The 17,093-nt window shown below is 35.4% G+C and carries 17 protein-coding genes and 1 tRNA gene; 9 read left to right on the top strand and 9 right to left on the bottom strand.

The genetic code is table 11. The features are described from left to right. The first annotated feature begins 7 nt into the window (after positions 1–7). From hacA to fen, 4 genes are read left to right on the top strand one after another with little or no spacing between them, the layout of a single operon-like run. Positions 8–1,261, top strand: coding sequence for a homoaconitase large subunit (gene hacA / locus Q0P94_RS01250; protein WP_295112831.1), 1,254 nt, complete (start codon positions 8–10; stop codon positions 1,259–1,261). Positions 1,262–1,270: 9 nt separating this feature from the next. Continuing rightward, a complete protein-coding gene (locus tag Q0P94_RS01245) occupies positions 1,271–1,834 on the top strand; it encodes a chorismate pyruvate-lyase family protein (protein ID WP_295112828.1) in 564 nt (187 codons plus the stop codon). 10 nt (positions 1,835–1,844) lie between these two features. Then, positions 1,845–2,405, top strand: a complete 561-nt coding sequence (locus Q0P94_RS01240; RefSeq protein WP_295112825.1) for a chorismate lyase — start codon at positions 1,845–1,847, stop codon at positions 2,403–2,405. A 9-nt stretch (positions 2,406–2,414) separates the two neighbouring features. Continuing rightward, positions 2,415–3,398, top strand: a complete 984-nt coding sequence (gene fen, locus Q0P94_RS01235) for a flap endonuclease-1 (protein WP_295112822.1) — start codon at positions 2,415–2,417, stop codon at positions 3,396–3,398. 224 nt (positions 3,399–3,622) lie between these two features. Here fen and Q0P94_RS01230 read toward each other — a convergent pair whose 3' ends face one another. The 4 genes from Q0P94_RS01230 to Q0P94_RS01215 form a co-directional block, all read right to left on the bottom strand. Continuing rightward, positions 3,623–4,228, bottom strand: coding sequence for a hypothetical protein (locus Q0P94_RS01230; RefSeq protein WP_295112819.1), 606 nt, complete (start codon positions 4,226–4,228; stop codon positions 3,623–3,625). Continuing rightward, positions 4,229–4,873, bottom strand: a complete 645-nt coding sequence (locus tag Q0P94_RS01225; protein WP_295112816.1) for a flavodoxin — start codon at positions 4,871–4,873, stop codon at positions 4,229–4,231. It lies immediately after the preceding gene. An 86-nt stretch (positions 4,874–4,959) separates the two neighbouring features. Then, positions 4,960–5,610 carry a DUF2119 domain-containing protein gene (locus Q0P94_RS01220; RefSeq protein WP_295112813.1) on the bottom strand — a complete coding sequence of 217 codons (651 nt, stop codon included), beginning with the start codon at positions 5,608–5,610 and terminating at the stop codon, positions 4,960–4,962. A gap of 27 nt (positions 5,611–5,637) precedes the next feature. Beyond that, the gene (locus Q0P94_RS01215) at positions 5,638–6,888 is read right to left on the bottom strand and encodes an adenosylhomocysteinase (protein ID WP_295112810.1); all 1,251 of its coding nucleotides are present in this window, start codon (positions 6,886–6,888) and stop codon (positions 5,638–5,640) included. Positions 6,889–7,034: 146 nt separating this feature from the next. Between Q0P94_RS01215 and Q0P94_RS01210 the strand changes: the two genes are divergently transcribed. The 5 genes from Q0P94_RS01210 to Q0P94_RS01190 all read left to right on the top strand — a co-directional run bounded on the left by Q0P94_RS01210 (position 7,035) and on the right by Q0P94_RS01190 (position 12,525). Continuing rightward, positions 7,035–7,144 (top strand) — tRNA-Met (locus Q0P94_RS01210). Between the two features lie 118 nt (positions 7,145–7,262). Next, positions 7,263–8,429 (top strand): aldo/keto reductase, encoded by a 1,167-nt coding sequence (locus tag Q0P94_RS01205; RefSeq protein WP_295112808.1) that lies wholly within the window; start codon positions 7,263–7,265, stop codon positions 8,427–8,429. Positions 8,430–8,437: 8 nt separating this feature from the next. Further along, positions 8,438–9,175 carry a HesA/MoeB/ThiF family protein gene (locus Q0P94_RS01200; RefSeq protein WP_295112805.1) on the top strand — a complete coding sequence of 246 codons (738 nt, stop codon included), beginning with the start codon at positions 8,438–8,440 and terminating at the stop codon, positions 9,173–9,175. Positions 9,176–9,388: 213 nt separating this feature from the next. Then, positions 9,389–10,759 (top strand): type I glutamate--ammonia ligase, encoded by a 1,371-nt coding sequence (gene glnA, locus Q0P94_RS01195; RefSeq protein WP_367270191.1) that lies wholly within the window; start codon positions 9,389–9,391, stop codon positions 10,757–10,759. Positions 10,760–10,842: 83 nt separating this feature from the next. Further along, positions 10,843–12,525 carry a DUF128 domain-containing protein gene (locus Q0P94_RS01190; protein ID WP_295112799.1) on the top strand — a complete coding sequence of 561 codons (1,683 nt, stop codon included), beginning with the start codon at positions 10,843–10,845 and terminating at the stop codon, positions 12,523–12,525. Here the strand turns inward: Q0P94_RS01190 and Q0P94_RS01185 are convergent, their stop codons facing one another. The 5 genes from Q0P94_RS01185 to Q0P94_RS01165 all read right to left on the bottom strand — a co-directional run. Further along, the gene (locus Q0P94_RS01185; protein ID WP_295112796.1) at positions 12,526–12,816 is read right to left on the bottom strand and encodes a DUF2097 domain-containing protein; all 291 of its coding nucleotides are present in this window, start codon (positions 12,814–12,816) and stop codon (positions 12,526–12,528) included. It lies immediately after the preceding gene. A gap of 124 nt (positions 12,817–12,940) precedes the next feature. Continuing rightward, positions 12,941–13,231 carry a DUF2097 domain-containing protein gene (locus Q0P94_RS01180; RefSeq protein WP_295112792.1) on the bottom strand — a complete coding sequence of 97 codons (291 nt, stop codon included), beginning with the start codon at positions 13,229–13,231 and terminating at the stop codon, positions 12,941–12,943. 46 nt (positions 13,232–13,277) lie between these two features. Continuing rightward, a complete protein-coding gene (locus Q0P94_RS01175) occupies positions 13,278–14,153 on the bottom strand; it encodes a formylmethanofuran dehydrogenase subunit C (RefSeq protein ID WP_295112789.1) in 876 nt (291 codons plus the stop codon). A 2-nt stretch (positions 14,154–14,155) separates the two neighbouring features. After that, a complete protein-coding gene (locus tag Q0P94_RS01170) occupies positions 14,156–15,871 on the bottom strand; it encodes a formylmethanofuran dehydrogenase subunit A (protein WP_295112964.1) in 1,716 nt (571 codons plus the stop codon). A gap of 7 nt (positions 15,872–15,878) precedes the next feature. Next, a partial coding sequence (locus Q0P94_RS01165; RefSeq protein WP_295112786.1) for a formylmethanofuran dehydrogenase subunit B occupies positions 15,879–17,093 on the bottom strand: 1,215 nt, incomplete at its 5' end.

The following is a 17,093-nucleotide window of genomic DNA, read 5'->3' as shown; positions in this document are numbered from 1 at the left end:
TCATATTATGAATATTACTGAAAAGATATTATCCGCCAAAGCGGGCCATGAAGTTAGCCCTGGCGAAATAATTGAAATACCTGTGGATTTGGCAATGTCCCATGACGGAACCTCACCACCTGCAATCAAAACATTTGAAAAAGTGGCTGACAGGGTATGGGACAGCGATAAGATAGCAATCATCTTTGACCACAATATTCCTGCCAACACAATCGGTTCAGCAGAATTTCAAAAGGTTTGCCGTGACTTTATCAAGACCCAAAACATTACTAAAAATTTTATCCACGGTGAAGGGATTTGTCATCAGGTAGTTCCCGAAATGGGACTTGTCGAACCAGGAAAAGTAATTGTAGGTGCTGATTCACATACCTGCACTTATGGTGCATTCGGCGCATTTTCCACAGGTATGGGTGCGACTGACCTGGCAATGGTTTGGGCTACAGGAAAAACCTGGTTTATGGTTCCTGAAGCAATAAAAATGGAAGTTGAAGGAGATCTCAACCCTTATATTGCTCCAAAAGACATCATCCTTAATATAATCGGCGAGGTAGGAATAGCCGGCGCCACCTACAAGACTGCGGAATTCTGTGGCGAAAGCATTGAAAAAATGGGTGTTGAAGGAAGAGCAACCATGTGCAACATGGCTATTGAAATGGGTGCTAAAAACGGAATAATGGAACCTAATAAAGAAGTTATTGATTATATATGTACAAGAACAGGTAAAAAAGAATCCGAATTGAATATTATTAAATCAGACAAGGATGCATGCTATGAAAAAGAAATGCACTTTGACATTACAGATATGGAACCTCAAATTGCCTGTCCAAATGATGTTGACAATGTTAAGGACATATCAAAAGTTGAAGGAACACATATAGACCAATGTCTGGTAGGTTCCTGTACAAACGGAAGATTATCCGACCTGAAAGATGCAGCAGAAATACTTGAAAACAGAAAAATCAACAATGATGTCAGATTATTGATACTTCCAGCTTCACGCGAAATCTACAAAAAGGCAATGCATGAAGGATACATTGACACATTCATCGATGCGGGAGCCATCATATGCAATCCCGGATGCGGACCTTGTTTAGGTGGACATATGGGAGTATTATCTGAAGGTGAAGTCTGCATATCAACAACAAACAGAAATTTCAAAGGAAGAATGGGTGATCCGGCTTCTTCAGTATACTTATCTAACTCCAAGGTAGTTGCTGCCTCAGCAATCACAGGAGTTATTACAAATCCAAAAGATTTATAGTTGATTCAAATGACACAAACAAAAAATGAAGCTAACAAAGCACTAATTGATAAGATAAACGAAGTAGAACAAAAATACAACAAGAAATTCTCCAATACGCAAAAAATCCTATTAACAACAGACGGATCAATTACTGCAATTTTAGATGTTTTATATGGGAAAATTACATTAACAACCATTGATCAGCATTTTGAAAATGCAGATGAAGAGCATGCGAAATTGGTTAATGTTGCAATCGGTGAGGAAATTAACTTCAGGGAAGTCATGATGCACAAAGATGGAAATCCTCTGATATATGCTATCTCACATATTCCATTATCCAGATGCAGCAGGGATATCTGTTCAGATTTGATACGAGCAGATATACCAATTGGAAGAATCTTGAAGAATTATGATATTGAATCTCGAAGGGAAATTAACAACATCTACATCGAAAAGCCAAGTGATAAACTTAAGGACATATTCGGAACCGATGAGGATATGCTGGCTAGAGATTATGTTATAATTAACAATGACAAAATTTTAATGTGGATTAAGGAAATATTCCCAATTACACATTTTACAGAAGTTTAGGAGAGATATCATGATTGTCCAAGGATATCGCATAGAAAATAAGCTTAAAAAAACAATAGAAGACCTTGAAAGAGATTACAATATTGAAATTTCAAAAATACAGCAGATACTACTGTCCATTCATGGTCCCATCACAACCGTCCTGGATGTATTATATGGCGATGTCAATTTATTCATATTGAATCAGCAATTTAAAAATGCAGATAAGGACATGGCGGATTTGATTGATGTTAATAAACACGATGAGGTATTTCACAGAGAAGTGATTGTACACAAGCATGGCAAGCCATTAGTTTATGCTTCATCACTTATTCCAAAATCTAGATGTCCTCCCGAAATTTTTGATGAAATACATAGAAAACAACTAACAACAGGCAAAATAGCTTATAAATTCAATTTTGAAACTTTTCGAAAGATTACTAAAATTTCAATTGAAAAATCAACACCACTATTTGAAGAACTATTTAAAACTGACGAAGACCTGTTAACACGAGAATATGTGATGATACATGATGGAAAAATATTCATCCATACCAAGGAAGCATATCCTTTAAGTTATTTTAGAGAATAGGTGATAATAATGGGTGTTAAATTAAAAGATATTGTAGAACCAAAAAATATTAATTTTAAAGATTTAGAAGGAAGAAGTGTTTCAATAGATGCGTTTAACACTCTTTACCAATTCTTATCAACAATCAGACAAAGAGACGGAAGACCATTAACTGATGAAAATGGAAATGTAACATCACACTTAAGCGGAATATTATACAGAAACTCTTCAATGATTGAAAAAGACATAAAGCCAATCTATGTTTTTGATGGAAAAGCACCTGAACTGAAAAGTGAAACCCAGGCAAAAAGAAGAGAAATCAGAGAAGAATCCGAAAAAATTTATAAAGAAGCATTAGCCCAAGGAGATACAGAAAAAGCTCGTAAATTTGCAATGAGATCAAGTAAACTATCTCCAGAAATAATAGACTCTTCAAAAAAGCTATTGACATTAATGGGAATTCCTTATGTTGAAGCTAAAGGCGAAGGAGAAGCACAAGCGGCATACCTTGTTGCAAATGGTGATGCATATGCTGTTGCATCACAAGATTACGATTGCCTTTTGTTTGGAGCAAAACGAGTTGTCAGAAACTTGGCAGTCAGTTCCAATTTAGGAAATCTTGAATTTTATGAGCTAGACAAGGTATTGAGACAGCTGGATATTACCCGTGAAGAATTGGTGGATATGGGAATACTGATTGGAACCGATTTTTGTGATGGTTTAAAAGGAGTGGGTGCTAAAACCGCTTTGAAATTAGCTAAAAAAGGCCAATTAAAAGAAAAGTTGGCGGAACTTCAAGAAGAATCAACCCATGATTTAAATGAAGTTCGTGAAATTTTCCTAAACCATAACGTCAACACCGATTATAAAATCAAATGGGAAAAACCGAAACAGGATAAAATCATAGAGTTTTTATGTTATGAACACGGATTTTCCGAAGACCGTGTGATAAAAGCATCAGACAAACTCAAAAATTTAAATTCAGCCCAAGGCAGTCTGGATGCCTGGTTTTAAAGATTATAAATAATTTACACATTGATTATGTATTTAAATAATCTTAAATAGTAAAAAAAATAAATAATATAATTGATTCAGATATAATCTACAATTACCACCACAAACATGTTGTAGATAAAAACACATTAATGGCAGCTGTTGAACGAATGGTGAACGCCATTAATACCATTTTCTGAATCGGGGTTGATGATTCCTCACCACCCTTAGATAGGAATCATTGACTATCTAATTACTTTTTTGAAAATAATATTTGTCAATATTGTAACCATCAATATTATGGACAGATATTCAATTGAATTAATCACAAAATTTCCTGTAACCAAGCTGAATCCTGAATTTCCAAGAAGATGGTTTAAAAAATCCAGTTGAATAATGGAATAAATTCCAAATGCAACAATTATCAAATAAACGGTATAGACAATATTGCTTTTCTCAATTCTTTCAAACAAAACATTCAAATTTATTCCCAGATGCAAACCCAAAAGCAGCAAACTAAGATATGCTAGTATTTTATGAAGATAGACTGTGGTTAGATTTCCAATATTCATGAATGTTAATACGTATTGGCCTGATAAAAGACCAAAAATACAAGTTAAGGCAAATACAACCATAAATGCCACATTAATAACAAGCATTATAGCTCTTTTTAGATTATATTTGCCTTTAGGTATTGCTTTAATATATCTCCTATTTAAAATCAGATGAATAATAACTAAAACAATCAGACAAATGCAAATTATCTCATGCACCTCAGGTGGCAGGTATACCTTTGAAAATTCCATCAACATTAAAATGAATAACAGAATATCCACAATCATCTTTTTCATTTAATAACCTAATCCCTTTAACCATTGAATAGTCTGCTGTTTGCCGTCAGCGCTTCTTGCAGTTTTTCCATCTAAAGCAAGACCATTTGTATTTACTTTTGCAGATGGCAATTTGGATTGAATTTTGGTATAAGTTCCCGCATCACCAGAGCCTTCATGAGTATTGAACGGAATAACATTTTTACCATCGAATTTATAATCCTCCAAGAAGGTATATACAATCATAGGCAAATCTCCCCACCATATAGGATAACCTACAAAAATAGTATCATATTTATCGAAATTAGCAATCTTACCTTGTATTTGAGGTCTTGCATTGTCTTTTTGCTCTTGAGAAGCCTTTTTAGTACATTCATCATAACTATCAGGATATTTCTCCACAGGAACTATTTCAAAAGAATCGGCCTTCAAATATTCTTTTATATAAGAAGCCACCATTGCAGTGTTTCCGACTTCAACATTTCCCACATTGTAATTATCACCGGTTCTTGAAAAATACACTACCAGCACCTTACTGTCAGTACTGTTTTTATTTAAAATATCATTTGCTGCAGATTCCTCACTGCTCAGGGCACTAACCTCAGCAACTGCGAAACTCAGCACAATTAGCACCATCATTACTAAAATAATTAATTTTGATTTCATAGTAAAAACCCATAATTAATAGTAAATATGGCCCACAACATTTAAATATGTTGTTATTTGCAACATTAATAAAAAATAAAAAATAATCAGTATGGTGGAAAATCTTCACCGAATACCTTTTGAGCATATTTAATAGCCAAATCCACCTGATCTTTATAATGAATCAGCATTTCTTTTTCAAAGTATTCTCTGGAAGGTGATTTTAAAATTAATCTAAGGAGATTTTCATAAGATTCGATAGCCAAATCCTTATTGAAACCATACTTTTTTTCCACTTCAGGATTTAACTTTTCGATGCAGGGAAACTCCAAAGTTTTACAGACCGTATCCTGTGAAAAATAGGTCATTCTTATCAATGGCGATACAGATGATACAAGTACATGATTTCCTAATTTAATCAAAGGAGGAATGCCTGTGCGTTCATACCTTTCCATTGAAGTAAGTTTGTTATAATTCTTAAGATTATAACAGTGAAGTTCTGTGTAAAAATCAGGTTCGAAATACTTTATCAAATCCAGAATCTTCAATCCCAATTCAGATTCGTAGTACTCCTTCTTAATTGTTGATATATACGGGGTTTTGTCAAAATTATAAAAGTAGAATTGGCCATCCGATAAGTCTTCATCACGAATTCTTTTAAGAAATCTTAAAGAGGTTACACCTTCATTTCCATGAATTCCACCAATGAACAGTTTGGTTGGACCTTCACCGTTATCAACATATCTAAAATAAGACATAAAAATAAAAAAAAATAAAGAAGAAATCTATGTTCCTTCCTGCCAGTTTGCCATGTAAGCTTTTTGTTTGTCTGTTAATGAGTCGATTTCAATACCCATAGCGTTTAATTTCATGCTTGCTACAGTGTAATCGATTTCATCAGGAGCTTTGGTTACTCCTACAGGCAAGTCATTTTCAAGAATGTGTTTTGCAGACAATGCCTGTACAGCAAAACTCATGTCCATAATTTCTGCAGGGTGTCCTTGACCACGAGCTGCAGATAAGTTTACTAAACGGCCATCAGCAAGCAAGTATATTTTTCTTCCGTCTTTAGTGGTGAACTCTTCAATACTTTCCCTTACTTCTTTGACTTCAGTTGAGATTGCTTCAAGGTCAGGTCTGTTGATTTCTACATTGAAGTGTCCGGAGTTTGCAAGCATACATCCGTCTTTCATGTATTTGAAGTCATCACCTGAAATAATGTCAGCATTACCAGTTACTGTGATGATTAAGTCTGCCTGTTTTACAGCTTCACGAATGGTCATTACTCTGTAACCGTCCATTCTTGCTTCTAATGCTCTGATTGGATCTACTTCAGTTACTATTACGTCTGCTCCGAGACCTGCTGCTCTGAGTGCAAGTCCTCTTCCACACCATCCGTATCCGCATACGACTACAGTTTTTCCTGCGATTACCATGTTGGTTGTTCCCATGATTGCATCGAAACTTGATTGTCCGGTACCGTATCTGTTGTCGAACAGATATTTGGTGTATGCGTCATTAACTGCGATTACAGGGAATTTTAATGCGCCATCAGCGTGCATTGCTTGTAATCTGTGAACACCAGTAGTGGTTTCTTCACATGCTCCTTTGATGTGTTTTAAAACATCAGTTCTTTCGTTGTGGAGCACCATAATCATGTCAGCACCGTCATCAATGATTATATCAGGTTTGTGATCCAATACCATGTTGATTGTCTGGTAGTATTCTTCATCATCCTGTTCTCTCCAACCGTAAACATTTAATCCAAGATCAGCTGCTCCTGCAACTGCATCATCATGGGTGGATAATGGGTTACAACCAGTCATTGCTACTTCAGCCCCACCAGCCATCAAAGTTAAACCTAAATTGATGGTTTTAGGTTCCAAATGTAAACATGAACCAATAGTAATACCTTTGAAAGGTTGAGTCTCTTCATATTCAGCTTTAATAGATTCCAAAACAGGCATGTGTTTTTGAACCCACTCAATCTTACGAACACCCTCAGGTGCAAGTGACATATCTTTAACTTTACTCATAATAATCACGATAAAAAAATTAATTATAATAAGGTATATTTTATTACGCCTTATTAAATATAATGGTTTTTATTGAAATTTTCCAAAAAATGCCCAAAAAACAAAAAGTTTAAATGTAATGATAAAAATATATATATTTGTTAGATGCCGGGGTGGCTCAGCTGGTTAGAGCGCACGGCTCATAGGGTAATAAAGCAGTGCTCTGACTTATTCCTGGGATACCGTGAGATCGCGGGTTCGAATCCCGCCCCCGGCATCCTAAATCCCAGGAATTCCATCTTAACTACTTTTTTTAAAAAATAATTTTTCAAATCATAACTATTTTATATCTCGTTCAATTAAAATATCATTGTTAAGTTATTGAGGATTTGAAAATGTTATATAATAAACTTGGAAAAACTAATTTAGAAGTCTCAAGACTCGGTTTTGGAACTATGAGACTTCCAACAAAAAACTCCAATGATGAAATCATCAAAAATGAAGCAACCGAAATGCTAACCTATGGAATTGAAAATGGAATAAACATTATTGATACTGCTTATCCCTATCACAGTAAAACTCTAGAAGGTAGCGGCAACAGCGAAAGATTTCTTGGAGAATTCCTAAAAGAAAACAGTTACCGAGAAGACATCATACTCTCAACTAAATCTCCCTCATGGGCAATAGAAGAAAAGGATGATTTTGATTATTACCTTGATGATCAGCTTAAAAAACTGCAAACCGATTATATAGACATTTATCTACTTCACTCCCTTACCGTTCCGGATTGGGAAAAAGTATATAATTTGGATGTGCTGGATTTCTTAGATGAATGCCTTTCCAATGGGAAAGTGAAGCATGTCGGATTTTCATCACACATTGAAGTGGACTATCTGATTGAAATTCTGGATGAATATCCTAAATGGGAAGTTGTCATGACCCAAATGAACTATCTGGATGAGTACTACCAATCAGGAGTCATGGGACTTGACTATCTTAAGCAGACCAATGTCGGAAGCATGATAATGGAACCTCTACGGGGAGGAAGACTAGTTCAAAATATTCCAACTGAAATTCAGGAGTTATGGGATAGTGCTGAAGTTAAAAGAACACCTGTTGAATGGGCTTTACAATACCTGTGGAACAGGGATGATGTGGATTGCGTTTTTAGCGGTATGACCACTTTAGAACAGGTGAAAGACAATATCAGAATAGCTTCAACTGAAGACATAATTTCTGAAAACGACCAGGAACTTATTAGGGAAGTTTCAAGAACCTACAAAACATTTCTTGGAAACAACTGCACCAGATGCGGATACTGCATGCCCTGCCCTCATGGCGTAGACATTATAAACTGTCTGACAGAATACAACATAGCACACATGATGCAAGACCCTAAAGCCAGTGCAATGCAATATTTCAGTTTGATAGATGATGATTCACGGGCAGACAGCTGTGTCGAATGTATGGAATGCATTCCTTTCTGCACTCAAATGATAAATATTCCCGAAGAACTTCAAAAGGTTTATGAATACTTCGGCAGTGACTTTGACCATTTCTAGGTGGAAAAATGGAAAACAAATACTGGCAAATAGCTACACGACAAATGGATCTGGTTACAAAAGAAGAACAGGAACGCTTTAAAAACACCAAAATTTCAGTTATAGGCTGTGGAGGAATTGGCGGCCAGGCCATTGAAATGCTTGCAAGAATGGGTGTTGGAGAACTTGTTTTAGTGGATGAGGATTCATTTGACTACACAAACCTGAACAGACAAAATTTTGCAACATTTGACAACATCGGATTATCAAAAAGTGAAACTGCAAAAAAGAAAGTTGAATCAATCAATCCATACGTTAAAGTGACATCCTTCAGCGAACATGTAGACGAAAACAACATAGATAAAATCCTTAACGACTCAGATATGGTAATCGATGCTTTGGACAATATCCTTACAAGAATAATCGTGTCTAGAAAAGCCAATGAATATAAAATTCCATTTATTCATGGAGCAATACATGGAACGCTAGGACAGGTTACCGTATTTTTATCAAATACCAAAAATTATGAGGAAATGTTTAATTTGCCTTCACTTGGAAAAGAGCTGGAAACTGAAGTTGTGGAAGAATTGGATAAACTCACATCAGGCGTTCCCCCTGCCATCGGACCTACTCCCAACTTAATCGGGTGCCTTCAGGCAATGGAAGCCTACAAAATAGCAACCAGAATCGGAAAGGTAACCGTTGCACCTAAAATTTTAACATTTGATTTGCTCGACTTCGCTTCATTTTCAATTGATGAAATCTAAACATTACACCAAAATTATTTTCTTTTTTTATAATATTTTAAACAAAATTATAATAAAAATTAAAATTAATAAAATAATTTAAACTAAAATAAATTAAATTTAAACATATTTAAGCAATTGATTGCTCTTTCAAAACTTTTATATAACATAAAAAGAAGATATAAGAGCAAGTAGGAAAGTATTTTCCGACTATTTTTAATTCAATATTACTACATTTGGATTGATTCTATGAGCGATATTAACGAAGAAAAAATGCAAAGTGTAATCGAACAGATGAAAGAGGACAATATTAAATTTATTCGTTTACAATTTGTTGACATTAATGGAACTGTAAAAAACATTGTTATTCCATTTAATGGAGATGACATGAGTGAACTATTCAACGAAGGAATGTTATTTGACGGATCATCTATTGCAGGATTCGTTGGAATTAATGACAGTGATTTAATTTTAAAACCTGACATCAACACATATTCAAGATTATCCTGGAGACCTGAAGAATCTGCAACCTGCAGATTCATCTGTGATGTTTGGACTACAGAAGGAGAACCATTTGCAGGCGACCCAAGAAGTGTCCTTAAAAGATCATTGGCCAATTTGGCTAAAAGAGGTTTGCAATATAATATAGGACCTGAACCAGAATTTTTTATTGTAGACATTGATGAAAACGGATATCCAATGCCATACGATGAAGCTGGATACTTTGATGTTGAACCTCTCGACAAAGGTCCTGATTTCAGAAGAGAACTGACCTTGAACCTGGAAGAACTTGACTTCGAAGTAGAGGCTTCTCACCACGAAGTGGCACCAGGTCAAAACGAAATCGCATTTAAATTTAAAGATGCATTAAAAACTGCAGATGCAGTAATTACATTCAAACAAGCTATTAAAGCTATTGTAGACAACATGGCTACTTTCGACCAAATGGATTACAGAGTAACATTCATGCCAAAACCATTCTTCGGAGTAAGCGGAAGTGGTATGCATTGTCACCAGTCTGTCTTCAAAGGAGACAAAAACTTATTTTCAGACCCTGATTCTGAAACTGGTCTTTCAAAAGATGCAATGCACTTTATGGGAGGACTGTTAAAACATGCTCCAGCAATAACCGCAATTACCAACCCAATTGTAAACTCATACAAACGTTTAGTGCCAGGTTATGAAGCTCCAGTATACCGAGCATATGGTTTTAAAAACAGATCCACATTAATCAGAATTCCTGCTGCACGTGGAAAAGCAACCCGTATTGAATATAGGGCGCCGGATCCAGCATGTAACCCCTATCTTGCATTCGCAGTAATGTTGGAAGCAGGTGTAGATGGTATTGTAAATAAAATTGATCCTGGTGAACCTACTGAAATCAACATTTACGAATTAAATGAAGAAGAAAGAGAAGCAAGAGGCATTAAAGTTTTACCTACAAGTTTATGGGAAGCTTACCACTCACTTGAAGAGGACCCTCTCATATTGAACGCATTAGGAAAACATGTGAGCGAAAAATTCCTAGAACTTAAATACAAAGAATGGGATGAATACCGTGTGCAAGTATTCGGATATGAACAAAGGAAATATTTAGATATCTAATCTAAATATTATTTTTTATTTTTTAAATTTAATGATAACTAATGAGTTAATTATGATTAAATTTAAAAAAGGGAGCTTTTTTAATGTCAGAATCAGAACACCGAATGATTGAAATTTTAAGAATATTGAGTGCGCAAGAAAAACCCATAGGTTCCAAATTCATTGCTGATGAACTGAAGAACAAAGGATTTAATTTAGGGGAACGTGCAGTAAGATATCATATGCAAATTTTGGATGAAAAGGGATATACTGAAAGGAAAGGATATTCTGGAAGAGTGATTACAGACCTCGGCCGTGAAAAATTAGAAAAAGGACTTATATATGATCAGGTTGATTTCATCCATTCAAAATTTGAAGAAATGATGTACTTGACTGATTTCAACTATATGGAACAAAAGGGAAATGTTGTTGTAAATACATCAACTGTTTATAATAAAGAATCAATCAATATACTCCAAGAATTTTTCGAAAGTGGTCTTTCTGTTAGCCCTTATGTTAATTTAAATAGAGTCCCTAACACAGAAGAAATTGAAGTGACAACAATATGCGGAACAACAATTGACGGAATACTATTGAATGAGGGAATACCGTCACAACTTCAATACGGAGGACTATTGGAAATTGAAAATTCAAGACCTACAAAATTCACAAATCTGATATCATACAAGAAAACATCAATAACACCATTGGATTCATTTACAAACTCAAATTTAACATCTGTTTTGGACGTGATTACCAAAGGAAGCGGAGTTATTCCCGCAAATTTCAGATTGATTCCAGGAGTCAGCCGTCAAAAAACAATAGATATTATCAATAAATTAAATAAAATTGGAATCGGAGGAGTATTGGCAATTTCCAAAGAAGGAAAAGATATTCTGGGAGTTCCTGTTCCTGATGGAATGATAGGAATAAGTATCATAGGTGGAATAACACCATTCTGCGCATTAAAAGAAATAGGGGAAGAAATTGATATTAAAATAGCTGAAGAAATAAAAGATTTCAATACATTATCCCCAATTACAACAAAAATCCACCATAGTTTGAAACCTGCAAATGAATCAAAACAACCAAAAATACCATTTGTATTATCTAAATCATGGAATTTAATTCAACAAGTTAATTTCGATGTTGAAAAAAGAAAAGGAGACATAATAGCTAATGTTTCATACATAAATAAAGATGAAATTGACAAATCATTGAATATAATGGAAGAAACTTACAACAACAATCCGAAATACATCAACCCATACTATAAACTGCTCAGCCATCCAACCGATGATGAAAAAATAGGAATAGCTACAATTTGTAGTTTAAGTATTGACGGATTACTGATAAATCATGGTATTATGAGCACTCCAAAATACAGCGGACTGCTTGAGCTGACAGAACCTCCATTATTTATCGAGTTAATTTCATACAATGGAACAACAGTAGACCCCCATAAAATATTTTTATCAAAAAATATGACTTCCATCAGCAAGACCAATAATCCCAATAAAATATTGGCAAGCGTAAAAGAAATTCCATACATTGCAAGAGACTATGCAGTCCATCTGCTGGAAAGATTGAACAACATCGGGTTTTCAATTTATAAAATAGGCAAACCAAGAGAATTAATTTACAATTCCAAAGTTGATAACTATAATTTCGGCGTTATTGCTGGAGGCGGTCTTAATTCAATAGGATCAATTAAAGAAAACGGAATAAATATTGAAGTAAAAGCTATAGAAAAATTAATACCATTTGAAAGCATGGACAGACTGTAATTAAATTACAGACACATCCACAGCTTCCCCTTCTTTAGGTTTGTGAACAAATTCAATAATATCCTCTTCTACCTCATAAACATCAATTTCAATTGTAGCACCCAATTCACTTTCATCAAGGGAAACCAATAATTTAAATCCAGGTTTTCCAAAATATTCTGAAAAATCAACATTTAAAACTTCACCAGACGCATAAATCCTATTATAGGAAATTTCCAACAAATCATGAATTTTAACATTTTCTTTTAAGTATGATACTGCTTCCTGGGTTGTTAAATCTAATTCTTTCATGTCAATCAACTCCTCAATAAGATTACTTATTTTAATTTAATATATAAATGTTTGTATATTTACGAACAAAATAATTTTTCAATGAAAAATGAAACTAAAAAAAGGAATAATAAAAAAAGAGGATTTAAAGAATTTCAATAATTAATTCTTCATCGTCGTGAATATGACGAATTTCTAATAAATCATCAGCAATTTCATGCAAGTCAACTTCAACTGACTGATTTAAAATTTCACCAGTTAACTGTAAACCTACCCTGAGACCTTCTCCAGTTACTTCATCTTCTTCAGTAAGACCTAATACTTCACCAGGAGCAAAAATACGATTATATGAAACTTCAAAAACATCTCCAACATACACATTGTTTCTAACGTATTCTACAACTTCATCAAAGGTCATTTCTACTTCTTTCACCATATTATCAGCCTAAAAAATTATTTAAAAAAAAGAAAAGAGAAAGGAATTATAAATTCCTGTATTCTCTAATTGAAGTATATTCGTCGTCGAGTTCTCCGTAAGAAGATAATTTTTCTTTATTTGCTTCAGCATCTAAGTATAAATTACCTTTTCCGTTAAGACCAATATCTCCAGTATATTTAATGTATTTACCTTCGAAAGTGGTACCTTCAACTTCAGGATCCACAACAATACCATCGAGAACAAATCCTTCGAGTAATCTTCCAAGGAATCCGTGGATGATAATGTTACCGTTTTTCATTTGTCCACCAGGCCAACGGTTTACGTCACCGTCAATTTCAATGATACCTTTGGTCATGTGAATACCAGCTAAGATATCACAGTTACCTTTAACGTGGATTTTACCACCGGTTAAACATTCACCACATTGTTTTCCAGCGTTACCGCCAACAACGATTTGTCCTCCGGTCATACCTCTCCATTCACCAATGTAAGAAGCACCAGTGAATTCTTTGGTGTTTCCTTCGATTTCAAGGTATCCACCAGACATTTCTCTTCCAGCGTGAGCAGCTGCATCACCTTTAACGAGAATAGATCCACCGGACATTTCTGCACCTACGTGTAAATCTACACTACTGTTACAGACAATGTTTCCAGCGCTCATTTTACAACCGATGTATTTTACTCTGTTTAAGTCTCCGTTTAAAATCATTTCGACTTCTTCAGGTCCGTTAGCTTCTCCTTCTACAGTAATGTCGAAGAAGTCAGTGATTGGGAATCTGGAATTTCCAATAGGAACTTGATATTTAGCGAAATCTGCTTCGGTCCATGAGTAAATTTCATCAGGAATTAATTCATCAAATTCTAAAGCGATTGATGAAGTTTTGATTTGATCAAATGTAATTGTTTTCAAATTAAACACCCCTATTTACCGTCAACGTCTACTCTAATTGGGTTGGATACGTAGTGGTCGTGTACTGGATAGTTTTCCCATTTGACTGAGTAGTATTGGGTGAAGAACGGCATGATGTTGTCGATGACTTTTTGCTCGTTTTGTTCCCATCCTTTTACGTTAACCCAAATGTTTTGACTTTCTTTAACTTTTACAATTTCTTTGTCTTTTACTAAGATTTGACCATCTTTAATTGTGTATTGAGCTACGTTGAAACCTTTTTCGATGTCAGCAGCTTGTTTGGATGGGTCAATATCATTAGGATTTATGTCATATACTGCAATGTCTGCTCTGTATCCAGGAGTAAGTGCACCTCTGTCGGTGAATCCGTAGATTTTAGCTGGAGCAGCTCTTGTAATAGTTGCAATATCGTAGAAATCGTATTCTCTTTCAAGAGTTGGGAGAAGAGTTCTTTTGTGTACCCATTTGTGAACTTCATTGTCACACATGTCTTGCCTTTTCTCATTACTCATTAACCAAGAGATGATTCTTGGATATCTGGTGAAAGGACCTGCGTTAGGGTGGTCAGTTGTTAAACATACTCTCCATGGATCTTCAATTAACAAGAATAATTCAAGACCGATAGCCCATTGTAATGTGCTAACTGGACTTTTTTTGGAGTAGATACATGGGATGATACCTGCTGCAGTTTCACATTCAATATCCTTGTTGGTCCATTTAAGACCGGATAATTTGAATAAGTCGTATTCCATAGGAGCGTCTGCAGTCATAGTAGTGGTTTCGTCGAAAGTTACTTGACCAATATCACAAGTTAAATTGTCAGCTTTGTTGAAATGTTTAGCGACTTCTTCAGCACCAGATGTTACATCTTTCCAGCTGTTACCTAAGTAGGAGTGGAATTGTAAGTGAGTTAAGTGCATAACTTGGTCCCTAACTTCAGCTGCGCCTTTACCTTTTTTAATTCCTTTAACAGCATCCATGGTTTCGATAGTTGTAGGTACGTTACCAGGGTGTCCTAAGTCATTAGGGTGAATGTGGATAGAGTGAGGTAAGTTTAACATTTCGTTAGCTTTTGCGAGTGCAACGATAACTTCTTTTGAAGTTACATCAAAGTATGGTGCTTTGTCGTTTACACCATGTACGTTCATACCCCATCCCCATGCTTCACTTCCACATGGGTTTACGATTTTGATACCGTAACCTTTTGATATTTTTAACCATGCAGATACAAATGCTGCAATGTCTTCAATATTATTATCTTTTGCATATTCCATTACAAACCAGTTGTTACCGAATAATGGTAAAGCTGGAATGTCTAATTGAGGAATAGTTGCAATTTCTTCGTGAGTGTGTTTTGCTTCAAGAGGAGGCATAGCTGCTTCTACAACAGTACCGTAACCTAATCTTGAGTATCTGTAACCGGTTGCAGGACAACTTGGAATGGAGAAACCAGATTCTGATCTTAATACTTTGGTTTTTTGAGTAACACCTCTTCTGGAGTCTTCAGGCCTGTATAATCTTCCTACTACTAATTTAGGACCTGCAACGTGTGCGTGAGGGTCAACACCTGCTGGCATGACTATTTTATCGGTAACGTCTAAGACTTTAGCATCTGCAGAAACACTGTCTACAATAATACCGTCTTTGAACATGACGTCCATCTTTTCCCCATTAACTTCATTAGCTGGGTCGTAGACTATACCATTTTTAAGAATATATTCCATTATATCACCTTTATAGTGCGTTTGGATTTGGCACATATTTTGGAGCTACGTTTGGCTCTTCTCTGAGTTTCATTACTCTTTCTTTCAATTCACGGACAATCCATTCGTCATCACGACAGGTTTCTGGTTTGTCGATAGCTTTTTTCATGTAAATAGGAACTCCATCCATACGATAACTGGTACCAGCACATTCAACTGCAATGAATGAACCTGGCAATACTACATCAGCGAGTTCAGTTGATGGACCCCAGTGAATATCGATTTGAATAACAGGAATATCAGCTAAGTGTTGGTTAGCTCCATTAGGGAAGTGAGCACCTGGGTCAGCTGCAATAACCATGAAACAATCTGGTTCTTTTCTGGTTAATAAATCGATAGTGTTGGTTTCTCCTAACATATATCTTGGGTAACCTCTACAGTAGTCAACACCGAAAGCAAATCCACATTCGAATGCCATGAAAATGTTGAATCCGTTTACGTTAAAGTGACCTCTCATTGGAGTAAGACCCCATTTACTGTATTTGTTTAAGTCCTGAACCATTTTAATAGCGATATCAATGTTTCTTTGTTTTGATAAAGTATGGGTTAAACCTAAACCGAAGAAGAGAACACCGAATTCAGCATTTTTCATTTCTTCTGCTAATTCGTAAATATCTTCTTTAGGAATTCCAGAAATTACATCTTGGTATAATTCTTTTCCTCTTAAAACTGCTCTAATAGCGTTGTAGAAACCGTAGTCTCCGTTTTGTTCAAAACCAATCCATTTGTCTGAACATTTAGCAGTATCAGAGAATTTTGGATCCATAGTAACAACAGTTCTGTCGAATCTTCCTCTTTGTCTGAAGTATCCACGGCAGAATACAGCATATCTTGCCATGTGTCTTGGGTGAGAGTTCATTGCGTTACTTCCAGAGTAAACAATCATGTCAGCTCTGTTTTGAACTTCCCCTAAAGTTTGGATAGGGTATCCAGCGTTTTGTACAGCTTGGAGAGAAGGACCGTGACAGATAGTAGCTTGGTTATCCAATACTGCACCGATGTATTCTCCTAATGCTACTCCTTCTTTCATACATTCAGTAGAAGTTTCAGACCATCCGTAAAATACAGGTCTGATAGAGTTTGCAATATATTCAGCAGCTTTATCTAAAGCAGTATCCCAGTCCACTTCAGTGAGTTCTCCGTTTTCATCCCTAATCATTGGAACAAGTAATCTTTGATCCATATC

It is taken from the genome of uncultured Methanobrevibacter sp., assembly GCF_946184425.1.
In the GTDB taxonomy this organism is placed as follows: domain Archaea; phylum Methanobacteriota; class Methanobacteria; order Methanobacteriales; family Methanobacteriaceae; genus Methanocatella.
The sequence above is the reverse complement of the archived record's forward strand: the minus strand, read 5'-3'. Positions and strand labels throughout refer to the sequence as shown.

What these genes read in the sequence shown, in the direction of transcription:
- hacA (WP_295112831.1), top strand. Translation starts at nt 8, where the DNA reads ATGAATATTACTGAAAAGATATTATCCGCCAAAGCGGGCCATGAAGTT.
- Q0P94_RS01240 (WP_295112825.1), top strand. Translation starts at nt 1,845, where the DNA reads ATGATTGTCCAAGGATATCGCATAGAAAATAAGCTTAAAAAAACAATA.
- fen (WP_295112822.1), top strand. Translation starts at nt 2,415, where the DNA reads ATGGGTGTTAAATTAAAAGATATTGTAGAACCAAAAAATATTAATTTT.
- Q0P94_RS01245 (WP_295112828.1), top strand. Translation starts at nt 1,271, where the DNA reads ATGACACAAACAAAAAATGAAGCTAACAAAGCACTAATTGATAAGATA.
- Q0P94_RS01215 (WP_295112810.1), bottom strand. Translation starts at nt 6,888, where the DNA reads ATGAGTAAAGTTAAAGATATGTCACTTGCACCTGAGGGTGTTCGTAAG.
- Q0P94_RS01230 (WP_295112819.1), bottom strand. Translation starts at nt 4,228, where the DNA reads ATGAAAAAGATGATTGTGGATATTCTGTTATTCATTTTAATGTTGATG.
- Q0P94_RS01190 (WP_295112799.1), top strand. Translation starts at nt 10,843, where the DNA reads ATGTCAGAATCAGAACACCGAATGATTGAAATTTTAAGAATATTGAGT.
- Q0P94_RS01180 (WP_295112792.1), bottom strand. Translation starts at nt 13,231, where the DNA reads ATGGTGAAAGAAGTAGAAATGACCTTTGATGAAGTTGTAGAATACGTT.
- Q0P94_RS01225 (WP_295112816.1), bottom strand. Translation starts at nt 4,873, where the DNA reads ATGAAATCAAAATTAATTATTTTAGTAATGATGGTGCTAATTGTGCTG.
- Q0P94_RS01205 (WP_295112808.1), top strand. Translation starts at nt 7,263, where the DNA reads ATGTTATATAATAAACTTGGAAAAACTAATTTAGAAGTCTCAAGACTC.
- Q0P94_RS01185 (WP_295112796.1), bottom strand. Translation starts at nt 12,816, where the DNA reads ATGAAAGAATTAGATTTAACAACCCAGGAAGCAGTATCATACTTAAAA.
- Q0P94_RS01200 (WP_295112805.1), top strand. Translation starts at nt 8,438, where the DNA reads ATGGAAAACAAATACTGGCAAATAGCTACACGACAAATGGATCTGGTT.
- Q0P94_RS01220 (WP_295112813.1), bottom strand. Translation starts at nt 5,610, where the DNA reads ATGTCTTATTTTAGATATGTTGATAACGGTGAAGGTCCAACCAAACTG.